20 protein-coding genes and 2 other annotated features are annotated in these 17677 nt (G+C 47.9%); of the genes, 13 read left to right on the top strand and 7 right to left on the bottom strand.

Translation table 11 applies throughout. The features are described 5' to 3' along the window. The first annotated feature begins 31 nt into the window (after nucleotides 1-31). Nucleotides 32-1399, top strand: a complete 1368-nt coding sequence (locus ACM6JA_RS28595; protein ID WP_414855127.1) for an MFS transporter — start codon at nucleotides 32-34, stop codon at nucleotides 1397-1399. Between the two features lie 81 nt (nucleotides 1400-1480). After that, nucleotides 1481-1751, top strand: a binding site (T-box leader). Nucleotides 1752-1792: 41 nt separating this feature from the next. Beyond that, nucleotides 1793-2027 (top strand) — a binding site (T-box leader). Between the two features lie 63 nt (nucleotides 2028-2090). Beyond that, entirely contained in the window at nucleotides 2091-3635 is a 1545-nt protein-coding gene (locus ACM6JA_RS28600) for a 2-isopropylmalate synthase (protein WP_414855128.1), read from the top strand. 517 nt (nucleotides 3636-4152) lie between these two features. Here the strand turns inward: ACM6JA_RS28600 and ACM6JA_RS28605 are convergent. After that, on the bottom strand, nucleotides 4153-4923 hold the full coding sequence (locus ACM6JA_RS28605) for a sulfite exporter TauE/SafE family protein (RefSeq protein ID WP_007729774.1): 771 nt from the start codon (nucleotides 4921-4923) through the stop codon (nucleotides 4153-4155). A gap of 191 nt (nucleotides 4924-5114) precedes the next feature. Here ACM6JA_RS28605 and ACM6JA_RS28610 point away from each other — a divergent pair, with 191 nt between their 5' ends. The 4 genes from ACM6JA_RS28610 to ACM6JA_RS28625 all read left to right on the top strand — a co-directional run bounded on the left by ACM6JA_RS28610 (nucleotide 5115) and on the right by ACM6JA_RS28625 (nucleotide 8099). Continuing rightward, on the top strand, nucleotides 5115-5723 hold the full coding sequence (locus ACM6JA_RS28610) for a superoxide dismutase (protein WP_414855129.1): 609 nt from the start codon (nucleotides 5115-5117) through the stop codon (nucleotides 5721-5723). Between the two features lie 172 nt (nucleotides 5724-5895). Then, nucleotides 5896-6690, top strand: coding sequence for a dioxygenase (locus tag ACM6JA_RS28615; protein WP_414855130.1), 795 nt, complete (start codon nucleotides 5896-5898; stop codon nucleotides 6688-6690). After that, nucleotides 6690-7565, top strand: coding sequence for an RNA polymerase sigma factor SigJ (gene sigJ, locus ACM6JA_RS28620; RefSeq protein WP_414855131.1), 876 nt, complete (start codon nucleotides 6690-6692; stop codon nucleotides 7563-7565). The genes ACM6JA_RS28615 and sigJ overlap by 1 nt, the downstream gene beginning before the upstream one ends. Nucleotides 7566-7652: 87 nt before the next feature. Beyond that, the gene (locus tag ACM6JA_RS28625) at nucleotides 7653-8099 is read left to right on the top strand and encodes a carboxymuconolactone decarboxylase family protein (protein ID WP_414855169.1); all 447 of its coding nucleotides are present in this window, start codon (nucleotides 7653-7655) and stop codon (nucleotides 8097-8099) included. A 57-nt stretch (nucleotides 8100-8156) separates the two neighbouring features. Here the strand turns inward: ACM6JA_RS28625 and ACM6JA_RS28630 are convergent, their stop codons facing one another. Further along, nucleotides 8157-8702 (bottom strand): pyridoxamine 5'-phosphate oxidase family protein, encoded by a 546-nt coding sequence (locus ACM6JA_RS28630; protein WP_414855132.1) that lies wholly within the window; start codon nucleotides 8700-8702, stop codon nucleotides 8157-8159. 143 nt (nucleotides 8703-8845) lie between these two features. Then, nucleotides 8846-9835, bottom strand: a complete 990-nt coding sequence (locus ACM6JA_RS28635) for a metal-dependent hydrolase (protein ID WP_414855133.1) — start codon at nucleotides 9833-9835, stop codon at nucleotides 8846-8848. A 160-nt stretch (nucleotides 9836-9995) separates the two neighbouring features. Here ACM6JA_RS28635 and ACM6JA_RS28640 point away from each other — a divergent pair, with 160 nt between their 5' ends. Both ACM6JA_RS28640 and mutY read left to right on the top strand, forming a co-directional pair. Next, the gene (locus ACM6JA_RS28640) at nucleotides 9996-10286 is read left to right on the top strand and encodes a hypothetical protein (RefSeq protein WP_414855134.1); all 291 of its coding nucleotides are present in this window, start codon (nucleotides 9996-9998) and stop codon (nucleotides 10284-10286) included. A gap of 21 nt (nucleotides 10287-10307) precedes the next feature. Beyond that, nucleotides 10308-11414, top strand: coding sequence for an A/G-specific adenine glycosylase (mutY, locus tag ACM6JA_RS28645; RefSeq protein ID WP_414855135.1), 1107 nt, complete (start codon nucleotides 10308-10310; stop codon nucleotides 11412-11414). A 41-nt stretch (nucleotides 11415-11455) separates the two neighbouring features. Here the strand turns inward: mutY and ACM6JA_RS28650 are convergent, their stop codons facing one another. From ACM6JA_RS28650 to ACM6JA_RS28660, 3 genes are all read right to left on the bottom strand, one after another. Next, nucleotides 11456-12232, bottom strand: coding sequence for a Cof-type HAD-IIB family hydrolase (locus tag ACM6JA_RS28650; RefSeq protein WP_414855136.1), 777 nt, complete (start codon nucleotides 12230-12232; stop codon nucleotides 11456-11458). A gap of 120 nt (nucleotides 12233-12352) precedes the next feature. Beyond that, a complete protein-coding gene (locus tag ACM6JA_RS28655) occupies nucleotides 12353-12511 on the bottom strand; it encodes a hypothetical protein (RefSeq protein WP_007729792.1) in 159 nt (52 codons plus the stop codon). Nucleotides 12512-12653: 142 nt separating this feature from the next. After that, complete coding sequence (locus ACM6JA_RS28660) at nucleotides 12654-12806, bottom strand: hypothetical protein (RefSeq protein ID WP_017250143.1); 153 nt, start codon at nucleotides 12804-12806, stop codon at nucleotides 12654-12656. Between the two features lie 35 nt (nucleotides 12807-12841). Here ACM6JA_RS28660 and ACM6JA_RS28665 point away from each other — a divergent pair, with 35 nt between their 5' ends. Both ACM6JA_RS28665 and ACM6JA_RS28670 read left to right on the top strand, forming a co-directional pair. After that, nucleotides 12842-13117 carry a hypothetical protein gene (locus ACM6JA_RS28665; RefSeq protein ID WP_414855137.1) on the top strand — a complete coding sequence of 92 codons (276 nt, stop codon included), beginning with the start codon at nucleotides 12842-12844 and terminating at the stop codon, nucleotides 13115-13117. A 218-nt stretch (nucleotides 13118-13335) separates the two neighbouring features. Beyond that, nucleotides 13336-15303 carry a methyl-accepting chemotaxis protein gene (locus ACM6JA_RS28670; protein ID WP_414855138.1) on the top strand — a complete coding sequence of 656 codons (1968 nt, stop codon included), beginning with the start codon at nucleotides 13336-13338 and terminating at the stop codon, nucleotides 15301-15303. A gap of 49 nt (nucleotides 15304-15352) precedes the next feature. Here the strand turns inward: ACM6JA_RS28670 and ACM6JA_RS28675 are convergent, their stop codons facing one another. Next, nucleotides 15353-15577, bottom strand: a complete 225-nt coding sequence (locus ACM6JA_RS28675) for a hypothetical protein (RefSeq protein ID WP_007729801.1) — start codon at nucleotides 15575-15577, stop codon at nucleotides 15353-15355. Nucleotides 15578-15773: 196 nt separating this feature from the next. On the opposite strand from ACM6JA_RS28675, the gene fabL reads away from it, so the two are divergent. The 3 genes from fabL (at nucleotide 15774) to ACM6JA_RS28690 (ending at nucleotide 17643) form a co-directional block, all read left to right on the top strand. Beyond that, the gene (gene fabL / locus ACM6JA_RS28680) at nucleotides 15774-16532 is read left to right on the top strand and encodes an enoyl-[acyl-carrier-protein] reductase FabL (RefSeq protein ID WP_414855139.1); all 759 of its coding nucleotides are present in this window, start codon (nucleotides 15774-15776) and stop codon (nucleotides 16530-16532) included. 112 nt (nucleotides 16533-16644) lie between these two features. Further along, nucleotides 16645-17058 carry a GNAT family N-acetyltransferase gene (locus ACM6JA_RS28685; protein ID WP_007729804.1) on the top strand — a complete coding sequence of 138 codons (414 nt, stop codon included), beginning with the start codon at nucleotides 16645-16647 and terminating at the stop codon, nucleotides 17056-17058. A gap of 48 nt (nucleotides 17059-17106) precedes the next feature. After that, nucleotides 17107-17643 (top strand): DUF402 domain-containing protein, encoded by a 537-nt coding sequence (locus ACM6JA_RS28690; protein ID WP_007729805.1) that lies wholly within the window; start codon nucleotides 17107-17109, stop codon nucleotides 17641-17643. Nucleotides 17644-17677: the final 34 nt, after the last annotated feature.

The raw sequence follows: 17677 nt of genomic DNA on the forward strand, positions 1-17677 counted from the left end.
AATCGGTGATAACGAGAGGTGTCTTTCCAATATGCAAACCGTACCACAACAACAATCTGCTGAAAAAGTTCTTCGCGTACTCGTGTTTACTCTCATGATTACGGTGATGAGTGCTACGATGTTCAATATCGTGTTACCGCAAATCAGGACAGAATTTCATTTATCTTTTAGCCAAGTAAGCTGGGTAACGTCTGCCTTTTTGTTAATCTATGCGGTTGGGACCGTGATGTACGGAAAGCTAGCCGATTCCTACAAGCTCAAACATTTGCTTACATTCGGACTGATTCTATTTGCCATCGGCTCCGTTATCGGGTTTTTCGCCCATAATTATGGCACGGTGCTATTTGGGAGAATTGTTCAGGCAGCAGGAGCTGCAGTGGTTCCGGCTACGTCTTCCATTATTCCGGTGCGTTATTTTCCACCAGAGAGTAGGGGGCGAGCTCTAGGAATCTCAATGACGGGGATGGCAATCGGTAGTGCATTAGGTCCCGTTCTTTCCTCTTTGCTGGTCAGTCTGCTCGATTGGAGATGGCTGTTCTGCATGCCGTTGTTCACGCTTTTTGCCGTACCTTTTTTCCGTAAGTATTTGGAGGAGGAGGAGCGGGAAGCTGTCAAAATGGACTGGATCGGCGGTGGGCTTCTCGCCATAACGATTGCATTGCTTCTGCTGGCTATTACAAATCAGAGCTTGTTGCTCGCACTGGGGTGCATCCTCTCATTCCTTCTGTTCTTGGTAAGGATTCGGACGACCGCAGAACCATTTATTCGCCCTGGTTTATTCCGGAGCAAACGCTACTCGCTCGGGCTGGTCATTGCCTTTTTGATGATAGGGAGTGGCTATTCGTTCGCTTTTCTTAGTCCACAGTTGTTGGCAAATGTGAATCATCTGGCACCGGGGCTCATTGGCTTTGTCATGGTACCAGGAGCAATTGTGACAGCGTTCTTGGGGAAAAAGGCTGGGATTCTTGCAGATAAGAAAGGGAATTCGTATTTATTTTACACAGCGTCTGCGCTACTTTTGAGCAGCTTTGTCCTCTTCTCTTCCTTTGCGGGAGTATCCCCGCTCCTCATTGCCGTTTTTCTGATTTTTGGCAATGTCGGACTATCGTTTATGATGATTTCGATGTCAAACGCAATCTCGCAGTCGCTACCAAAGGAACAGATCGGCGTCGGTATGGGACTGATGGCAATGCTGAACTTTATTGCAGGTGCACTTGCAGCTACCTTGTACGGCAAAACGATTGATGGAGGAGCTGCTGTGAGCTGGAATCTGTTCAATAGCTATTCCGGAGCGTCCGTCTATAGCAATATTTACTCCGCTTTAGTGCTCGTGGTACTAGGTCTCGCCTGCCTTTATTACAGACAGTTCGGCCGAAGCTCAGTGAGAGGGTTCAATTAATTGGGTTATTAAAATTAATTTTATTGATATCCTCCATTGACAATCAGATATAAACCGAATAAAATTTCAAACAATAATAACAATAACGCGAAGAACGGGAACAGTAAGTGGACTGATCTGTTTAGAGAGCTGCGGGATGGTGCAACGCAGTCAGAGAAGCCAGTGAAGCTCGCCCGGGAGCGGCAGGACTGAACAAGATGTAGCGCTGCATCGAGCAGTAAGTTCTGACGGTTAACCTCCGTGATCGGGTTGTGCTGATTTTGACTAGGATCAGTACATGAGGTGGACTTCTGGCGAGTAGCTGGGGTCAACGAGAGTGGTACCGCGATAGACAAGGTCTGTCGTCTCTTCGATAGAGACGGCAGGCCTTTTTGATTTTCACAACGACATAGAGCAAACGCGAAGAACGGGAGCTAGTAAAGCGAATTTCTTGTCCAGAGAGCTGCGGGTAGGTGCGACGCAGTCAGGAAATGCTCGAATCTCACCCGGGAGCGGCAAGGTTGAAAACATACAGTAGACCTTGACGGATCGTCCCACGTCATCGGGACAGCGAGGTGGATTCTCTTTTGTAAAAAGAGGGGATCAACGAGAGTGGTACCGCGGCAGCCAAAAGCCTGTCGTCTCTTGTATATGGAGACGGCGGGCTTTTTTATTACGGAAAAAACGACCAAAAATTGAGGAGGCAGTACTCATGACAAAACGAATCCATATTTTTGATACGACACTGCGTGACGGAGAGCAAGCGCCAGGAGCGTCTCTTTCGCCTGAGCAAAAAATCGTGATAGCGAAGCATTTGGCAGACCTCGGCGTGGATGTCATTGAACCAGGCTTCCCAATCTCCAGCCCCGGTGACTTCATGGCGGTGCAACGTATTTCACAAGAGGTGCACGGCGTGGAGATCTGTGGCTTTGCTCGTGCGGTGAAAGAGGACATCGATGCTGCCGTTCGGGCTACACAAGCGGCAGAGCGTCGCAGACTACACATGTTCCTGTCATCCTCAAGCATTCATTTGGACTTCCAACTCCGCAAGTCGAGAGAGCAAGTGATTAAGATTGCCCGTGAAATGATTGCGTACGGCAAACAGTTTGTAGACCGGATCGAATTTTCTCCGATGGATGCGACTCGTACAGGAGATGAGTTTTTGTTTGAGATGATCGAAGCGGCAATTGAAGAAGGGGCAACCATTATCAACATCCCCGATACAGTAGGGTACGCACTTCCAGAAGAATACGGGGCCATGTTCACTCGTGTCATGAAAAACGTTCGTGGCAGCGACAAGGTAGAGTTCAGTGCGCACTGCCACAATGACCTGGGACTCGCGGTTGCAAACAGTTTGGCTGCGATTCGTGCGGGGGTCACCCAAGTCGAAGTAACGGTCAACGGGGTAGGTGAGCGAGCAGGGAACTGCTCCTTGGAAGAGCTGGTGATGGCAATTGAGACGCGCAAAGAAGCACTGGATGCCGAGACTGGAATCAGACCGGAGCACATTTACACCACTTCACAAAAGGTGAGCCGTGCCATGAGCTTCCCGATTGCTTTCAACAAACCAATTGTGGGTCGCAATGCCTTTCAGCACGAAGCGGGAATTCATCAGGACGGTCTCTTAAAAGAGCGCAGCACGTACGAAATCATGGACCCGGAGAGCTTGGGTGTGCCTCGCAACATGATCATTCTCGGAAAGCACTCCGGGCGCCATGCCATCAAGCACCGCGTAAACGAATTCGGGATACAGCTGACCGATGAGCAGATGGAAACACTGTACGTCCAATTTAAAGAGCTGGCTGATAAGCAAAAAGTTGTCCAGGATCATCAGTTGCTTGAGCTGGTAGGACATACCGTGAACGCGGTACTGGAGCCATTCACACTGGTCAATGCGCAAGTGCTCACCGGCACATCCGGACATCGTATGGCTTCCTGCACGATTACGAACAATGTGACAGGAGAAGAACAAGCATACTCTGGCACCGGAGAAGGACCTGTTGAGGCATTGGTGGCAGGCATCAAGCAGGCACTGCAGTTCGACGTGGAGTTTACGGACATGGAGCTGTATTCATTGTCGTCGGGAGAGCATGCGACAGGAGAAGCGATCGTGACGGTCAGCGCCAACGGAAGTCATTTTAAAGGAGTTGCCGAGCATCGAGATGTACTGATGGCAGTCGCGCAGGCTTTTATGGCGGCGAGCAATCAGGCGGTGCGTGATCATCAGGCCAAAGCTGTAACAGCCGGGGCTAACTAAGAGTCAACTATAAAAAGTCAGCCTGTAGATGTTTGCAGGCTGACTCATCACGTGCTTATGGCTGTAGTGGGGAGAAGAATATTTCCAGTCTAGGCTCCAGGCTCCGTCCTGCTGAGGGCTGGGACTGTCCGCTCCGAAGGGATTCGCGGGGGAAACGCAAAAGTGGTAGCCGCTTCGTAGCGCGAGCACGTTGCGTTTCTTTTGCCCGCGAATCCCTTCTCAGCTCGGTAGGACTCCACAAGTCGCTACGTCTGGAAATATAAACACGAACAGCTCGTAGAGGAAACAGGAGAAATAAGCGAAGATCTTAGGGACGCCGCCCGAGACGAATGCAAAAAGCGAAACACGCTCTTAAGCGTCCACCTCTGAAAAACTTCTCGAATGGACTACTTTGGACGCGGTTTCGCTTTTTGCATGGAGTCGGGCAGTCAATCCCACAGCGGGTGGCCCTAGAAGCTGAGCGTTTTCTCCTGTTTCCTCCCCAGCACTACAGCAACATACAAGAAGGTCTATTTAATCAAGCTGTAAAAATCAACTCATACACCATCTTCACGATCAAGGTAATGGATACAACCAAGAACAACGGACGGACATAACGTACTCCCGTTTTGATGGCCATTTTGGCACCAAGGTTAGCACCTAACAGCATCGCGATCCCCATGATGAGACCAGTCATGAAAACGACCTTGCCTTCCATTGTGAAGACAAAAAGCGCAGAAATGTTACTGGCAAGATTCAAAATTCGGCCATTGCCGGCTGCAATCACAAAATCATAGCCAAATAAAAGCACCATCAGAAAAACAAAGAACGAACCAGTTCCGGGCCCGAAAAATCCATCGTAAAACCCGATTAAAAAGGTAAAAGGAATCCCGATGCCGAGCGTAAACTTGGTCAGCCCTTTGTAGTTAGAATCCTGACCAAAGCGTTTGTTGAAAAGAGTGTAAACAAAAATGAGTGCCATCATGATAACGACAAGGATCTTCAAAAACTCCTGGGGAACGAACAGAACTGTTTTCGCTCCGAAATAGGCGCCGATCAGGGAGACGGGAAATAAGATCAGCATGAGCTTCTTGTCAAATTTACCATTCTTGATAAAGGTGTAGGAGCTGGTGGCAGATGAAATTGTGCCAGCCAATTTGTTCGTGCCAAGAGCAAGATAGGGTGGCATTCCGAGACCGAGCAGGGCGGGGAGGGAGACGAGTCCGCCTCCACCAACAGTACTGTCGATGAATGCTGCAATGAATCCAAAGACGGCGAGAAGTACGATCGTTGATAAGTCCATTTCCACTAGATATCACCTGATTCTCTTCGTTTGTAATAATCCAAGTCTAGCACGCTCGGTTTTGTTTTCAAGATAGAAATCTTTGAAATAATAAATAGATTAATATACTTTGCATACCGATTTGTTGAAAAACTGTTTGGCTTACAGTATAATGAAGTCGTAAGCTTGACCTACATAATTTGAGGAGGAATGTTACAATGGCACATCAACTTCCTGCATTGCCTTATGCACACAACGCTTTGGAACCACATATCGACGCGCAAACCATGGAAATCCATCACGGACGCCACCATGCTACTTATGTTAACAACCTGAATGCAGCTCTGGAAGCACACGCTGACCTGCAAGGTAAAAGCATTGAAGAGCTGATCAGCAATCTGGATGCTCTGCCTGAGTCCATCCGCACTGCTGTTCGCAACAATGGTGGAGGCCATGCTAACCACACACTGTTCTGGGAAATCATGAGCCCGAATGGCGGCGGCGCACCAACTGGTGAACTGGCTGACGCAATCAACGCGGCTTTCGGAAGCTTTGACAACTTCAAAGCAGAATTCGCAAAAGCGGCTACTACACGTTTCGGTTCCGGATGGGCTTGGCTGACTGCAGAAGGCGGAAAAGTAGCAATCACCTCTACTCCTAACCAAGACAGCCCAATCATGGAAGGTAAAACACCTATCCTTGGTCTGGACGTTTGGGAGCATGCTTACTACCTGAACTACCAAAACAAACGCCCTGACTACATCGGCGCGTTCTGGAACGTTGTAAACTGGGATGAAGTTAGCAAGCGTTTCGCAGCAGCGAAGTAATTGTAACTTTACCTGTCAAAAGGCTTGTCGTTCTTTAAGAGCGGCAAGCTTTTTTTGTTCAGAGGAAAGAAACGGCATCGATTCTGGATACACTTGTAACCGTGATGAATATGAGATATAATACTTACTAAAAGTAACTAAGTTTAAAAAGTATAGAGGAGAGTGTACGAAAATGATGCCGTCTTTTTTCATTGCACATGGTGCCCCGTTACTTGCCATAGAAAACAATACCTATACAGAAGCACTGAACCAATTGCCTAGACTGCTCCCGCGCAAGCCGCGTGCTATCGTCATATTTTCCGCTCACTGGGAAGCACATGATCAAATGGTGGGAACCATGGACACCTTCCCGACTATTCACGATTTTGGCGGTTTCCCGCAAGCGTTATACGAAATCGATTACCCGGCAAAAGGAGAGCGTGAAGTAGCGGATGAGACAATCGGACTTCTTCAGGAAGCTGGTATTCCAGTCGCTTTGAACACGACAAGAGGCTTGGATCATGGGCACTGGGTTGTTTTGCGCCATATTTATCCGGATGCAGATATTCCCGTTGTTGCCTTATCGGTTAATCCGAACCTGACCGTGACAGAGCAATATCAGATCGGCAAAGCACTCAGTCCGCTCCGCGAAAAAGACGTTCTGATCCTCGGCAGTGGCGGAACCGTCCATAATTTTTCCTATATGAACCTGAGAGAGTCCGATAGTGATACTTTTGAGTGGGCGGAGCAATTCGAAGACTGGCTGCAAACAACATTGACTGACTGGAATGTCGAGGATCTCGCCAACTACCGCGAGCTTGCTCCACATGCCGAAAAAGCTGTTCCCGCGTATGGAACAGAGCATTTTGTTCCGCTTGTGTACGTCATGGGAGCTGCCGACGATGAACGTACAGCGAAGCGCCTGCATATGAGCATCCGCTATGGAAGTCTCAGTCACACCCTTTGGCAGTTTGGTGATACAAAATAATGACCGTGCACATGGGGGATGTTTATCGGGAGTATAAATCATTACTGTTTTCCCTTGCGTACCGGATGACTGGTTCGGTAACGGAAGCAGAGGACATTGTTCAGGATACTTTTCTTGCATTGGCAGGTACCGACATCCAAGACATTCACCATGTAAAAAGCTATCTGTGCAAAGCTGTGACCAATCGCTGTCTGGACTTATTAAAATCAGCCCGTTGGAAACGGGAGCAGTATGTAGGGGAATGGTTGCCAGAGCCGATGCTGGACGCTTCTGAAACCAATGATCCCCTGCAAACAGTGATTGCCGGAGAAGCAGTCTCGTATGGCTTGCTTGTTCTCTTGGAGAATCTGCCTTCGACGCTACGTGCCGTTTTTGTGCTCCGAACGGCACTGGACTACGAATACAGTGAAATTGCCGCGATGCTCGAAATGACCGAAGTAAATTGCCGTAAGAAGTTTAGTCTTGCGAGAAAAAAGCTGGCTGAAGCAGGATACCAGGCGATCGTCCCTCAGTCGAATAGGACTTCGAGCTTGGTAGAACAGCTGATGCAGGCTATCTCCAAGTCAGATGCGAAGTCGTTGATCGGACTTTTGACAAAAGATGCTGTGTTTGTCAGCGATGGTGGCGGGAAAGTCCGTGCGGCTATTCATCCCATCTTCTCAGACGAGCGGATTACTGCCTTCTGGATGGGGGTATGGCCGAGGTGGGCTTCTCAGGCTACCATGCAGATTCGCACGATCAATGGCCAAGATGGAATTGCCGTCTACTCCGAAGGTCAGCTGAAAATGATCATCCAGATCACGATGAATGAAGAAGAAGATCGCATTGCACGCTTGTACATGATGGTCAATCCAGATAAGCTTGCCCATTTATAAAAAGAAAATGGATGATTCGTCACAAGAAGGACGCTTCACTCGTCTTTGAGGTTGAAAGCAAATTCGAGTGGAGAGGACAGATGAATGATGCAAGCTAGATTCAATCATCGTGCAGCAAATCCTGAGGCGTATCAAACCATGCTCAAACTGGAAAGTTTCGTGAATGAGAGCGGCTTGGACAAAAAACTGATTGAGCTGATCAAAATTCGTGCTTCCCAAATCAACGGCTGCGCTTTTTGCATGGATATGCATACGCAAGATGCACGCAAACTCGGTGAAACTGAACAACGCATTTATTTACTCAGCTTATGGAGAGAATCCGCGGTTTACACAGAGGCAGAGCGGGCTGTCCTTGCTCTGACAGAAGCTGTCACTGTCATTACGGCTAACGGTGTTTCTGAAGAGCTCTACCAGCAGGTACGCGAGCATTTTGACGAGAACCAGTACGTTGCCTTGATTATGGCGATCAATACGATCAACAACTGGAACCGAATCGCGATTTCGACAGGAATGAGTGCTCCGTATAATAAGTAAAGATCAGTCAAGCAAAAGACACGCCTCTTAGGAAAAGGAGCGTGTCTTTTTTCGTTGCTATACATCCATCTCGACTTTTCTTCCTGGATAGAACTGTTTCTCTTCGGAAAGTGGATTACCTTTGGCGGTCAGCACGGTAGGCGTAATCCGGAAAATGGCGGTTGTACTGCCCATCGAAGAACGATACTTGATGACATGCTGCAAAGGCAAAGGTTCTGAATAATAGCCGGGTACGTACTTGTCGATCATGGATTGCATCGCATCGCGCATCTCCTCAGGTTCAGAAACACGCTCAATGGTCCCAGCGATAAACACACTCATGTAAGCCGTATCGATATGGGCAGGCACAGGTGAGGCGATTGTGCCGTACTCCTCGCAAACACTGAAGCATACACGGTTGTTGCCATTAATCATCTCAATTTTTCTGCCAGAATCCGCGCCGTGAAAATATATACAGCCATTCCACCAAGCAAAATTCAAAGGGAGGATGTACGGCTCGATTTCATTGGACAAGCCGAGATGGCCGACCTTTGCCATTTGCAAAAACTGGTCAATTTGCGCCTGATCAGTGATGGTACGCTTGGAATAACGAATTGGTATCATGTCGAGTCCCCCAGTCTGTCGTTGCTATTTTGATCGTAATCGGTATTTGACTAGGAGAACAGGTGCAATTTTGGCAAAAATGAACGGGTCAGATGACAAAAAAATAACCGCCCTCTACTGACAGGGGCGGCAGTCTCATCTTATTACGAGCGTTTTGAATCCAATTTTTTGGTAAGCTGTTCTTCTCCGCGGTGGATCCAACCGACGAAGGAATCGCGGATGGTCAGATCAAAATCGAGGTAGACCACCGCGATAAACATGTAGTGACTCTTCCCTTGAAAACGGGAGCGGTAGCGCAGATCAATCCATTTGACCTCATAGCCAAAGGAGCGCTCCTTTGTTTCTACATGCACATGATGGGTAAAAGCTAGGAAGGATTGGACTTTGTAGCTTTTCTTGGCTGCTGCAATCCGCTCATTTTCCGGTTTGATGGAGAAGGTGTCTAGGATGACGACGTCTCCCGAAATGACTTCACCTACATACCAATGCTGGTCTGTCTTGGCGACGAAGGTCCAATACGTCCAGGAAAGAGTAGGGATGATGGTGAAGGTACCAGCTTTGCCGATTCGCTGACGAACCAGCTCGGTCGTTCGTCTTTGCGCCTGAATGCGCCAGTAGTAGTACCCAGCAATGATCACGTATATCCATAAAAAGACGTGTCCTGGATGCACACCTGCCGCCCATAGCATAAAGCCGACGAGATGAGCAGCGAAAATGAATGGATCGAAAATGAAAATGGCGTTGAGCGCCACCCATTTGTCGCGAAACGGGTACAGGCCCTTTGTGCCATAGGAATTGAACAAGTCAACGAATACGTGTAAACAGACGGCCAGGAATATCCAGCCGAGCAAATGCAGCCAATGGGGCTGTGGCATCATGGCCTGGATGAGAACGAAAATGGCTCCAGTCCAGAGAAATAAAGCGGGAACCGAGTGAGAAACGCCTCGGTGGTTGCGAATGTAAGCAGCGGTACCACGAAGACGGACTAAGCCATCCAAATCAGGTGCCTGCGAGCCAATGACCGTACCAATCATGACGGCCACTGCAAGTGACGGAGTAGAAGCTACGACAGGATCAAGATAGGCGAGCCCGGCCAATCCAAAGCCCATGGCAAAATGTGTGGCTGTATCCATGGAATCGTTTTCTTCCTCCCTTCCTTCCACTTTTATTGTTTATTATAGCGTTTGCCTAAGGTTATTTCCCGCCCGTTCTGAAAATATTTGTGTGCTTGTTCGCACGGGGGTGGGAAGGGTATGATGAAAGCGTTGAATCGTTAAAGGAGGAACATGTCGCATGCTAACGGTTTTCATTGAATACAAGCTGGATACTGAAAAACGGAGTCACGCTCTGCGATTGCTCACCTCGATGGCTGAGCGAATGGAAGCGCTGGGGGCACGTCAGTATCGCTCAATGGAGGGCTTGGATCAGCCCGGTTTGTTTGTCGAAACGTTTGAGGTCGAGACTGTTCAAGTATACGAAGAAATCAAGGCAAACCGATTGGCAGACCAAGACTTTTGCGACTGTATTTCCGGCGGAGCTGCGAAACTGCATGTGTGGGCGTTTCGTCCGGCGGAACTGGGATGAAAAGGAGTAGAATAAACGCAAATGGCAAGAAAAAAAGAAAGCTTGAAATATACACTTCCTGAACAATTTCATGTGTTTGGCTTTGCCCAAGATTTGCTGGCCTGGTACGACTCACAAAAGCGGGATTTGCCTTGGCGGATCAACAAAGACCCATATCGAATCTGGGTATCGGAGATCATGCTTCAGCAGACACGCGTAGAGACCGTTAAACCTTATTATGCGAATTTCATGGAGAAATTTCCGACGGTGAGTGATTTAGCGAAAGCGCCCGAGGATGATGTCTTAAAAGCGTGGGAAGGACTCGGTTATTACTCCCGCGCGCGCAATCTTCAAGCCGCAGCCCGCGAGGTAACGGTTCGCTATGGAGGAGTTGTGCCGGATACACCAGAAGAGATCGCTACACTAAAAGGTGTGGGGCCCTATACAGCAGGTGCCATTCTTAGCATTGCCTATGAAAAGGCGGAGCCGGCTGTGGATGGAAATGTTATGCGTGTCTTTTCACGTCTGCTGTATTTAACAGACGACATCGCCAAGCCTGCCACAAGAATCAAAATCGAGCATCTCGTACGCCAGGTCATTCCGGCGGGGAGAGCGGGAGATTTCAATCAGGCTTTAATGGAGTTGGGAGCGATGGTCTGTGTACCGCGCACTCCACAATGCTTGACCTGTCCGGTGTTTGACTACTGTATGGCGCGTCAGGAGGGAGTGGCAGAAGAGCTACCGGTCAAAGGCAAAGCCAAACCTCCACGTCCTGTTGATCTGCAAGTAGGCATTATTATTCGCGACGGCAAAGTATTGATGAACAAACGTCCCGATCAGGGGCTTCTCGCTGGCATGTGGGAATTCCCTACTGTTGAAACCGAAAAGGAAAGTGATGCTGCCAAGCAGGAGGCACTTGCAGTTGGTTTGCGTGAACGATTCGGAATCGATGTAGAAGTCATGCAGCCGCTAGGTACGGTTCAGCACGTCTTCTCCCATTTGCAGTGGAACATGCAAGTATGGTCCTGTGACTGGATCGAAGGGGAAGAGCTCCCCGCTCATGCAAGATACGCAGCTTGGGAGGAATTAGATGCATACACCATTCCGATGGCGCATCAAAAAATTCGCGAGCTGTTGGGACAAAAATAACAAGTAGGTAAAGCTGTCGAGCATTTCTCGGCAGCTTTTATTTATTTCATCAGACCGATGTGACGCAAGCCGTGAGATATCCCGCCATCATCGACGTGGCGCGTTACGTAATTGGCATGCGGCAACAAAGCTTCATGCGCATTGCCCATCGCGATCCCCATCCCGACATAAGAGAGCATTTCTTTGTCATTCAGACCGTCTCCAAAAGCAACTGCCTTGCTTGGCGCAAGCCCGATATGCGAGAGGAGCGCTTCAATACCAAGCGCTTTGGAACCGCCTTTCGCAAATACATCCATACAATACTCATGCCAGCGTATAAACGAGAGAGCCGGAATCTCTTCTCTGTACTGGTGTTCGTGTGTATCTGGCGTAAACAACAGCGCTTGATAAATATTTTCCGAATGGGCGAAGTCCGCATTATGATCAGGGGAATCAAGCTTCAATTGCTGAAAAGTCCAATCCAAATAAGGATGCTGCTTATGGGTAGAAAAGCCCGCCGTACTGCCTTGAAACACGATGGGATGGTCGTGCTGGGTCGCGATCTGCTGCAACTGTTCGAGTGTTTTGGTCGGGATGGGGCGATCATAAATGGTTTTTCCTTGATAGACGACATATGCGCCATTGCAACTGACATACGAGTCGATGCCGCACTGCTGGGCAAGTTCGTCAAAATAATAATGAGCTCTGCCTGTTGCTAAGACGACCTCGATCTTGTTTTTTTGCAGCTCTTGAATAGCTTCGAGTGTATCCGGTGGTATGATTTTCTCTTCATTGACGAGTGTTCCATCAATGTCTAAAAAGACGATTTGATACTCCATGATTTCACTCCCCACGTTTCTCTTTTGAAACCATTATAAAGCTTCGAGAGAGGGGAAGAGCCAGTGGAAAATACAAAGATCATGCCCCCGCAGACATGATCTTTGTAAAACCGTTTCTTTTTATCGAATCAAAAACTCTGGAAATTGTGTCACGATCTGATGCTTTTGTTCTTCGATGCGTTTCAGCGCTTGCTGTTGCATGTATTTTGCTTCAATTTGCTTCGGTGTCAATTTCCGTTTCTCAATAATGATTGTGAAGAAAATCATTGGAATGTACATGAGTGTATCCCTCCCATCCCGTTAGTTTGGTGCAGTCAGCTGCCATCTATCGCTTTGACTCCTGTAAACCTCATCATCTGACGCCGTTGTTTGTTTTTCATACCAAAATCCCTCCTATAGTCAAGTAATCGTGTTTCGTCCATTAAATACGGCTCACAAATTGTGCTGCTTGAAAAGCATGTTCTTCGGCGCGTTCTTCGAGATAGCGACAGCGAGCAGATTCTGCGAAAAGTGTCTCCGCTTGTTCCTTATTGCGTTCAATCTTGACTGTGAAAAGCAAAAAGTTCAGTACCATTACCAATCACCTCCTTTCAAGGTGGAAAATGTTAATTGAAGAGAAAGAAAAAGACCACGGGCGAAAGCCTGCGGTCTTCTGGCAACAAAAACGGACATGCCGTTTTGAAGGACATAGAAAGACCACAAGCAACAACGCCTGTGGTCGGTAATAGACGAAATGGAAATGTTGAAGAGTACGAATACTACTGGAATTCGTCGACCCAGGAGGCGCTGCTATATTCAGTTGGAACAACCACAAGACGATCAATAAGAGCTAGATTTAGGTTCATTGCTATCATCATCATGGTGCTGCCTCCTTTCTTTCCGTAGTAGTAGTGTGTGGAACGTACTCTTAGAATATGGCATTTTTTTCTTGTTGTAAAGCGATTTTTTACCTAATTCTAGAAGAAAGTATATTCTGAATATAATAAAAAATAATAAATAATAAACAAATGTGCAGTTTAGTGGGCAAATGAAGGTTTACCATTAGGCATATGGCGGGTATCAATATAGGATAATCATGACACGAAGAAAGGTGATGCTAGCGAATGAAAACACCTAGACTTACTGTAAAATCCAAGCTAATCGCTACATTTTCCACAATATTAGTGATGCCCATGCTTTTGCTCGGGTTGCTCTCGTATCAGAGTGCCAAGGCAGAGCTGTCAGATGAATTGCTTACGACTGCCTCTGAAAATGTTCGGTTGATAGATGCGCTTTTGAATCACACACTGCTGGAGCAATCGAGGAATGTGGAATGGATTGCTTCTGATATTGTACGCCATGACATCTTAGAAGAGACCAAAATGGGAACGAAAAAGCAATTGCAGCGTTTTCTAGCGATGAACCCAGAAGTGAGTGAAGCGTATATCGGGGACGAGAATGGAGGCATGTTGACTGCGAATGATGCGAAGCTTCCAGAGGGATACGACCCGCGAAAGAGGGATTGGTACATAGCAGCCATGAAGCAACCGGGGAAGAGCGTCATTGTGGACCCATACATTGATGCCATAACCGGAAAAGTCGTGTTGGGAATGGCGATGTCCTTGCCAGATAAATCCGGTGTTCTGGGAATTGATATTCAACTGACAGCGCTGGACGCGACGGTCAAGCAAGCGAAAATCGGTACCCAAGGATTCATGGCGATTTTGGATAAAAACCGAAAAATGCTGGTCAATCCAAATGGAGAGTCTGGTGTTGAGATTGCAGAGTCTTGGGTAGATACCGTATATGCAGAAGAGTCAGGTCGCTTACAATTCCAGCGCGAAGGAAATCCCGTACAAGCCATGTTTACTACGAATGAAAATACGGGTTGGAAGCTTGTAGGCGTGATGTATGAAAGTGAAGCAGCAGAAGCAGCAAATCCGATTTTTTACACGATGCTCGTGATTATAATAGCTGCGCTGGTGGTAGCTGGCGGAGTCATTTACTTGATTTTGCGCTCCTTACTCCGTCCTTTGCGTATGTTGACAGAAGCAGCGGAAAAAATGAGCCAAGGCGATGTGACACAACAAGTAGATATACGAAGTGACGATGAGCTGGGTATGTTGGGCACAGCCTTCAATCACATGGCGGAATCTCTTCGTTCCTTGCTCCATTCTGTGAATGATTCTGTTCAGCAACTGGCTTCTTCGGCAGAGCAGCTCGCTGCAAGTGCGGATCAGACAAGCAAAGCGACAGAACAGATCGCCGAGACCATGCAAGAAATGGCGGGGGGAACCGAGCAGCAAGTCTCCCATACGCAGGAGGGGAACGCAGCCGTCGAACAAATGTCGGCAAGAATCGGTCAGATTGTAGAGCATACACAAAATGTATTCACCGCAGCCCAGGAATCGTCGGACTTGGCAGTGGCCGGAAACAAATCCATTCAATCGGCTGTGCTGCAAATGAACGCATCTAGCGAATCGATTCACGGTCTAGCAAAAGTCGTGGATAATCTGGGGACGCGTTCCCAAGAAATCGGAAACATCGTGGATGTGATCACTGCCATCGCAAATCAAACCAACCTGCTCGCACTAAATGCGGCAATCGAAGCGGCTCGAGCAGGGGAGTATGGACGAGGCTTTGCTGTGGTGGCTGATGAGGTACGCAAGCTGGCAGAGCAATCCGCAAGCTCGGCACAACAAATTAGTCAGCTGATCACCGCGATCCAAGCGGAGACAAACCATGCTGTGATTGTTATGGATCAGAGCAAGCGTGAAGTAACGGAAGGTATTGAAAAAGTGAACGAAGCTGGCCAGTCCTTCGAACAAATTCAATCAGCCGTCAATGAAGTGGCAGAGAAAATCGGTCAGGTATCTGAAGCGACGCGTGATTTCTCCACAAGGGCACAGCAAGTGGTTGAGATCATGGGCCATATTTCCGAAGTGACACTGCAAGCCTCTGATGGAACACAAAGTGTATCCGCAGCTGCCGAGGAGCAGCTAGCCTCTATGGAAGAGATCGCTTCCTCAGCCGTTTCTCTCGAACACCTCGCGGAGGAATTGCAAAACCAGATCGGCATATTTCGTATTTAAAAATAAGCCCGGCGCCGTGTTTACATACACGAGCAGCCGGATTTTTTACTTAATCGTAAATAGGTGACGAGGAATGATCCCATCCCCCGCTGTCTCCATTTACAGGCCCACGGGATTCAAGCTCATGGATGACTTTGACGTGAAGAGAGGCTCCTTCTGCACTGAGGTAAGCTGCCAGTTGTGAAAAACTGTGATGGTAATAAAGCAGCTCATTCATTTCCCAATCAGCCAGTGGCACCATGGTTAATTCAGACAATTCCCGACCTATGTACACCCTGCCATTCCTCCTTATGTGGTAGTGGTTTGCCTGATACTGCGAGCTTAGTATGGCTATAGTCGAGAGGATCAAGTCATGCCGGGATTTTTTCCGCAGGTAGAAAAAGCGCAGGTGGAGTTGTATAATGAATAAGTGATTTTTACTTATTAGTACCTACTATTAATAGTTGGTCAGGTTGGGAGGTAATCTTTTTATGAATACAACGAAAAAAGTAGCACTGGTTACTGGCGGAACGCGAGGAATCGGAAAAGCGATTGCGCTTCAATTGGCGGAACAGGGCTATGACCTGGTGCTGAACTATTTGCGTAACCGCACAGCGGCAAAAGAAGCGGCAGCAGAGCTGGAAGCAAAGGGCGCTCGTGTCCATCTGATCAAAGCCAATGTAGGGGATGTAGCAAAAATCAAAGAGTTGTTCGCAGAAATTGACCAGGAATTCGGTCGCTTGGATGTATTTGTGAACAATGCGGCATCGGGTGTTCTGCGTCCACTGATGGAGCTGGAAGAGAGCCATTGGGACTGGACCATGGAAATTAACAGCAAGGCTCTGTTGTTCTGTGCGCAAGAAGCGGCAAAACTAATGATCAAGGGCGGCAACGGCGGAAAAATCGTGAGCTTGTCCAGCCTTGGGTCCATTCGAGTTCTCGACAACTATACAGCGGTTGGCGTATCGAAGGCAGCTGTAGAAGCGATTACTCGTTATTTGGCAGTCGAGCTCGCACCGCATAATATTGTAGTAAACGCTGTTTCTGGCGGAGCGGTGGATACGGATGCACTCAAACATTTCCCGAATCGTGAAGAATTGCTCGGCAGCTCAGCAGAGCGTACGCCAGCAGGACGCATTGTGGAGCCGGAAGACTTGGCTAATGCTGTGATGTTCTTGCTCTCCGACAAAGCCTGGATGGTTCGCGGACAAACATTGATTGTAGACGGCGGTATTTCTCTTTTGACATAATTATTTATGGCAGATATGAGTATGGAGTTGGAGACTTTGTGGTGTTGCGATACAAGACAAAGTTGTCCATGTGTTGTACAATAGAGGAAGAAGGTTACGAAGGAGGCAACACATGCTGATTCGTCCGTTTCGACTCGGTGACTATTCGGCTATCACACGTATTTGGCAGGAGACGGGGTTGGACCAATCGGACAAAGAGTCATTGAACGATTTGGCCCAGCATTTGGCTTGGGACAGCGATCTGGTAATGGTTGCAGAAATTGAAGGCAAAGTTGTAGGGGTCGTGGTTGGCACGATCGACGGAGCACGTGCCTATTTCTACCGATTGGCTGTACTTCCAGAGATGCAAGGCTCAGGTATTGGTCGTGAACTCGTTGAAGCAATTGAAAAGCGTTTCAAGCAACGAGGTGTCAATAACGTCTTGATCATGGTCAATCAATCAAATCCGGAAGTCCTTCCGTTTTACCTTTCACTTGGCTATGAAGTACAAAAATATGTTACACTTTCCAAAAAGCTCTCTTCTTAAAGGAGGCTTGTCCCCATTCAAATAGAGAAGAGAAGAAAGGGGAGAGTCATGTCACCAACTCCGGGCTCCAATATCCGCATAGAAAGTTATAAACATGACCATTCGTTGCACCGCATATGGGACAAATCTACGTTGATTCATACCAGTGATGCGGTGGTGATTGGGGGAAATGATCGGGTCAAGGTGACAGAAGCAGACGGGCGGGAATGGCGTACGCGTGAACCGGCCATTTGTACATTTGGTAGAGGCCAGTGGTTCAATACCATTGCCATGATTCGTGATGACGGTATTTATTATTATTGCAACATTGGTTCGCCTTTCAGCATGAAGGGACAATTGCTAAGCTACATAGACTATGATCTCGACGTAAAAGTGTTTCCTGATATGACGTACTCGATTCTCGACGAAGAGGAGTTTCTTTTGCATAGCAAACAGATGAACTATCCTCCATTTGTTGTGGAAAGAGTGCAGACAGCATTGCGAGAGGTGCTGGATTGGGTAAGCGCACGACGTGGCCCTTTTCAAAACGGATTCGTCCAACGTTGGTACGAGCGTTATCTTTTAGTACGAGATGATGAGGAATAATCCCTTTCCCGAATGACCGGGGGAGGGATTTCCT

Origin of the sequence: Brevibacillus sp. IT-7CA2, from assembly GCF_949767855.1 — a bacterium.
Lineage (GTDB): Bacteria > Bacillota > Bacilli > Brevibacillales > Brevibacillaceae > Brevibacillus.

Coding starts and splice junctions, on each gene's coding strand:
- ACM6JA_RS28685 (WP_007729804.1), top strand. CDS start 16,645: ATGCTGATTCGTCCGTTTCGACTCGGTGACTATTCGGCTATCACACGT.
- ACM6JA_RS28650 (WP_414855136.1), bottom strand. CDS start 12,232: ATGGAGTATCAAATCGTCTTTTTAGACATTGATGGAACACTCGTCAAT.
- ACM6JA_RS28625 (WP_414855169.1), top strand. CDS start 7,653: ATGCAAGCTAGATTCAATCATCGTGCAGCAAATCCTGAGGCGTATCAA.
- ACM6JA_RS28670 (WP_414855138.1), top strand. CDS start 13,336: ATGAAAACACCTAGACTTACTGTAAAATCCAAGCTAATCGCTACATTT.
- ACM6JA_RS28655 (WP_007729792.1), bottom strand. CDS start 12,511: ATGTACATTCCAATGATTTTCTTCACAATCATTATTGAGAAACGGAAA.
- ACM6JA_RS28610 (WP_414855129.1), top strand. CDS start 5,115: ATGGCACATCAACTTCCTGCATTGCCTTATGCACACAACGCTTTGGAA.
- ACM6JA_RS28630 (WP_414855132.1), bottom strand. CDS start 8,702: ATGATACCAATTCGTTATTCCAAGCGTACCATCACTGATCAGGCGCAA.
- ACM6JA_RS28615 (WP_414855130.1), top strand. CDS start 5,896: ATGATGCCGTCTTTTTTCATTGCACATGGTGCCCCGTTACTTGCCATA.
- ACM6JA_RS28600 (WP_414855128.1), top strand. CDS start 2,091: ATGACAAAACGAATCCATATTTTTGATACGACACTGCGTGACGGAGAG.
- mutY (WP_414855135.1), top strand. CDS start 10,308: ATGGCAAGAAAAAAAGAAAGCTTGAAATATACACTTCCTGAACAATTT.
- ACM6JA_RS28640 (WP_414855134.1), top strand. CDS start 9,996: ATGCTAACGGTTTTCATTGAATACAAGCTGGATACTGAAAAACGGAGT.
- ACM6JA_RS28635 (WP_414855133.1), bottom strand. CDS start 9,835: ATGGATACAGCCACACATTTTGCCATGGGCTTTGGATTGGCCGGGCTC.
- sigJ (WP_414855131.1), top strand. CDS start 6,690: ATGACCGTGCACATGGGGGATGTTTATCGGGAGTATAAATCATTACTG.
- ACM6JA_RS28660 (WP_017250143.1), bottom strand. CDS start 12,806: ATGGTACTGAACTTTTTGCTTTTCACAGTCAAGATTGAACGCAATAAG.
- fabL (WP_414855139.1), top strand. CDS start 15,774: ATGAATACAACGAAAAAAGTAGCACTGGTTACTGGCGGAACGCGAGGA.
- ACM6JA_RS28595 (WP_414855127.1), top strand. CDS start 32: ATGCAAACCGTACCACAACAACAATCTGCTGAAAAAGTTCTTCGCGTA.
- ACM6JA_RS28690 (WP_007729805.1), top strand. CDS start 17,107: ATGTCACCAACTCCGGGCTCCAATATCCGCATAGAAAGTTATAAACAT.